Consider the following 4,101-nt stretch of genomic DNA (forward strand, 5'->3'; position numbering starts at 1 on the left):
TAGAAAGATGAAGCTTACGCTGCGATGGGGCGTTCTAGTGGGCGTTCCCTGATTGGTAGATGAATGACCGCGCTAAAGGCGCCAATAGCAACGCCAACCCACCAGACGACCGTGTAGCTGCCATAGATGTCGTACATGCGACCACCTAACCAAACGCCAAGAAAGCTGCCCATTTGGTGGCTGAAAAATACAATACCATAGAGCGTTCCCATATAGCGCAGCCCATAGATGTGCGCGACAAGGCCTGAGGTCAGCGGAACGGTTGCCAACCACAGTGATCCCATTGCGACTGAGAATATGATGACCGAAGTTGGCGTCATCGGTAGCATAATGAAAACCGCAGCGACTATCGTCCGCGCAGTGTAGATGCCCGCGAGCAGGTATTTCTTGGAATAGCGGTTCCCGAGCCAGCCCGCGAAAAGCGTGCCGCCGATATTCGCTGCCCCAATCAGCGCGATTGCGACAGCGCCAAGCGCTGAAGTCGTCGTAATCCCCGCCTCATATAGCGCGCCGCCCGGCATGATTGGACCGCACATCTCGGTCACAAACGCCGGGAAATGCGCAGTGATGAACGCCAATTGATAACCGCAACTGAAGAAGCCTAAGAAAATGAACGTGTAGGTCGGATCACGAAACGCGCCGCGCAGCACTTGGCCCATGCTTTGCTCCAGCTCTGCCTTGCTCGCCATTGGCGGTGCGCGCATGAAAGGAAGCAGCAAAAGAACCGCCAAAATCGCCGCCGCAAACACCATGAACACGTTCTGCCAAGGCATCATCGTTAGTAGGAATTCAGCAGTCGGCGCGCCGATAATTTGACCCGCGCTGCCCGCAGCAGTGGCAATCGCTAAGGACATCGATCTGTTCTTGTCAGAGCTTGCGCGCCCGACAACGGCGAGGATTACCCCAAAACCTGTTCCTGCGACACCAAACCCGACAAGGATTTCCAACATCTGATGCGCTTCAGGTGTCACCGCGAAGGACGAGAGAACCAAACCAGCCGCATAGATCAGCGCGCCTATAATGATAGCTTTGCGATCCCCAATCTTTTCCGCAAGTGCGCCGAAAATGGGCTGGCCAATGCCCCACGCAAGGTTCTGGATTGCAATCGCCAGCGAGAATTCAGAGCGCAGCCAATTAAATTCTGTCGCAATAGGAATTTGAAAAACGCCAAAAGACGCGCGAATTGAGAAATTCACCAAAATGATCGCGCAACCGATGACCAGCACCGGTGTCATAAGCGCAGTTTGCTGTTTCATGTGCGATCTTTCTCTGCCGTATATTTGGACGTTACGCTTTTCATCTAAGGCGTCAATTGCTTCGCCTCTTTTCGTTGCGTGATTGGCAAGGTAGAGGAAGATATGAAAAGCCTTTTGGACATCTACAACGCCCGCATCGCGAGCGGAGAGTTAACCCACGATCCAGCGCAAGAACTGGCGCTTTCGCGGTTGCAACGCATTCACACCGCGCTAACCAATCCGCCAAAAAAGAGCCTGTTCCGCAAAGCACCGCCTCCCCCTATGGGTCTGTACCTTTGGGGCGGTGTCGGGCGCGGGAAATCTATGTTGATGGACCTTTTCGTCGATGCCTGCCCAGTGCCAGCGCGCCGCGTGCATTTCCATGCCTTCATGCAAGAGATCCAAGCCGGCATTCACAAGGCCCGCCAAGACGGCGTTGAAGACGCCTTGAAACCTGTCGCTGAGGCCGTCATCGCCGATATCAAACTTCTTGCCTTTGATGAGATGCAGATCACCGACATCACAGATGCAATGATCGTTGGACGCTTGTTCGAACTACTGATGGAAGCGGGCGTTGTCATTGTGACAACCTCAAACCGCGTACCTGATGATCTTTATAAGAACGGCCTTAACCGCCAACTTTTCCTGCCGTTCATTGCGCTTCTGAAAGAGCGGATGGAAGTGGCCGAATTGGCCAGCCCGAAGGATTACAGACAGGATCGCCTGTCTGGATCGCAGGTCTATTTCACGCCAAACAACAATGAAGCACGCGCACAGATCGAAGAGATTTGGCAAAGCCTCACACACGGCAAAGCAGCGCCACATGATCTCACCGTGAAGGGCCGTACTGTAACGTTGCCCGGTTTTCACAATGGCGTTGCGCGGGCGAAGTTCTTTGACCTTTGTGGCCAACCTCTCGGCCCTGCGGATTACCTCACGATTGCTGAATCCGCCCGCGTTTTGATCCTTGAGGATATCCCACGCCTCAGCCGTAACAATTTCAACGAAGCAAAGCGTTTCGTCACGCTGATCGATGCGCTTTATGAAGCGCACGTGCAGTTGATCGCCTCTGCAGCAGCAGAGCCTGAAATGCTATACGTCGAGGGTACAGGCACCTTTGAATTCGAGCGCACAGCAAGCCGCCTGCGCGAGATGCAAAGCGCCGAGTGGGGTCAGGACTGACGCGCTACCACATGCGGGGTTTTGAATATTCCGCATAGCCATCATCATACCCTTTTGCATCAAACAGTGCATCGCGTTCTTTGATGAATTCACCCGCAGTAGGCAATTTTACATCCGCGCCAAGGCCCTGCCAAAGCCCTGAGCGCATCAGCGCCTTCGCGCATTGAAAATACATCTCGCCCACCGTGATCGCAATGACGCTACGGGGCAGCTTGCCCCTCTTTTCAAAACGCGCGCGCATCTCATCATCGACGGTGACAATCGCAGTTCCATTCACGCGCACGACGTTCTTACATTCTGGCACCATAAACATCAGACTCACACGATCATCGCGCACGATGTTTCGCAAACTGTCGATGCGGTTGTTGCCAAGCCAATCGGGCAAAAGCAGCGTTTTATCATCTAAAATGTCCACAACAGCCTCATCATCGCCGCGCGGGCTTCCATCGGTACCTTCCGGACCAACCGTTGAAATCACAACAAAACGCGCCGCTTCGATCCATGTGCGATAGTGCGGCGTCACCGACGTCACGACTTTGGTCAGCGCATTGGGAACCGCTGTACCATAATGGGTTTCCAGCTCTTCAATTGATGTGATGGGGGTCATGGATCGCATTCCTCGCTCGATTACGATCGAACAATAGACAGCACCCTGCGCATTGGCAAAGCACAAACAAAAAAAGAAGGGGCTCGAAAGCCCCTTCAAGGTATTGCCTGTTTTTTGTCCCGTTTCCCGAACGCCGCTCGATCAGACGTTGGTCATCGGAGGGATCTTGGCTTTGTGTTCACACCAAACGTGCGCCGCGTGTATTTGCGCGGAACAGTTCGAATTCTTTGTCTGCTTAGAAATTTGGATCAGCATTGTAGAAGCGCGCGAGGCCGGGCCAGAAACGTCATGCACTTGATGTGCATTTACGTTCGCTTGGGCGATATACATCGCCTCATTGGCCACACTCTTGTGTCGCTTCATTCTATACGTCCCCCATACAGACCAATTTCGCTTCATGTGCTGGCAGGCGAAGCATGATCTGGCTAATGAACAGCTATAGGCGAATCATCACGAATCAGTCAACATCTGGTGATTCGCGATTCGCACGTTGACGCTACGAAATCGCATCCTACGGGAAAGGTTGGGTATTTTTGAAATGCGCAGCTTTACAGACGCCCAAGCACGACAAGCCTTTGAGCAGACTCTAGAAAACCCCCCTCGATCAATTTGCGAGCGCAAACATTGAGCGCAATTCAGAGGGTCATTTGAACGAAAATGGCGGCCGAAAAAATATTTTCATGACCGCCACTTCTTTTGGCGAAATTGGTTAATTGGCCGCGTATTGCAACACTTGGCCGATGCGCAACGAGTTCGGGTTGCTGCGCAATGACGGGTTCTGCGCCAACAAGTCATCAATCGCCAACGCTGTGCCGTAGAGCTTAATCGCGATCAATGCGAGCGTATCACCTGACGCCACAACATAAGTGCTCTGAACGGCGGTCTGTCGAACAGCTTTTTGCGGTGCTGGCGCGAGCGCCGCCGCCTGAACACGTTTCACGGGTGCAGCGGCAACCACCTGCGGCTTTGGCTTTGGCGCGGCGCGCGGGGTTGGCGCTGCGATGCGCGCTAGTGCCGGCGCATTCCCAACCTGCCCCATGGAACGACGCACGATGGAATTCAAGAGACTGCCTTCTT

The 4,101-nt window shown here is 53.7% G+C and carries 4 protein-coding genes; 1 reads left to right on the forward strand and 3 read right to left on the reverse strand.

All coding sequences use genetic code 11. The features are described from left to right. Positions 1-14 precede the first annotated feature (14 nt). The gene (locus ABJQ89_RS21640; protein WP_348498222.1) at positions 15-1,256 is read right to left on the reverse strand and encodes an MFS transporter; all 1,242 of its coding nucleotides are present in this window, start codon (positions 1,254-1,256) and stop codon (positions 15-17) included. Between the two features lie 102 nt (positions 1,257-1,358). Between ABJQ89_RS21640 and zapE the strand changes: the two genes are divergently transcribed. After that, a complete protein-coding gene (gene zapE / locus ABJQ89_RS21645) occupies positions 1,359-2,417 on the forward strand; it encodes a cell division protein ZapE (protein WP_348498223.1) in 1,059 nt (352 codons plus the stop codon). Between the two features lie 4 nt (positions 2,418-2,421). On the opposite strand, the gene ABJQ89_RS21650 is transcribed toward zapE, so the two are convergent. Together ABJQ89_RS21650 and ABJQ89_RS21655 are read right to left on the reverse strand one after the other, a co-directional pair. Further along, the gene (locus tag ABJQ89_RS21650) at positions 2,422-3,024 is read right to left on the reverse strand and encodes a pyridoxamine 5'-phosphate oxidase family protein (RefSeq protein WP_348498224.1); all 603 of its coding nucleotides are present in this window, start codon (positions 3,022-3,024) and stop codon (positions 2,422-2,424) included. A gap of 709 nt (positions 3,025-3,733) precedes the next feature. Next, on the reverse strand, positions 3,734-4,101 hold a 368-nt coding region (locus tag ABJQ89_RS21655; protein ID WP_348498225.1), incomplete at its 5' end, for a LysM domain-containing protein.

The sequence above is a fragment of the Planktotalea sp. genome (assembly GCF_039984035.1).
Lineage (GTDB): Bacteria > Pseudomonadota > Alphaproteobacteria > Rhodobacterales > Rhodobacteraceae > Planktotalea.

What these genes read in the sequence shown, in the direction of transcription:
- ABJQ89_RS21640 (WP_348498222.1), bottom strand. Translation starts at nt 1,256, where the DNA reads ATGAAACAGCAAACTGCGCTTATGACACCGGTGCTGGTCATCGGTTGC.
- zapE (WP_348498223.1), top strand. Translation starts at nt 1,359, where the DNA reads ATGAAAAGCCTTTTGGACATCTACAACGCCCGCATCGCGAGCGGAGAG.
- ABJQ89_RS21650 (WP_348498224.1), bottom strand. Translation starts at nt 3,024, where the DNA reads ATGACCCCCATCACATCAATTGAAGAGCTGGAAACCCATTATGGTACA.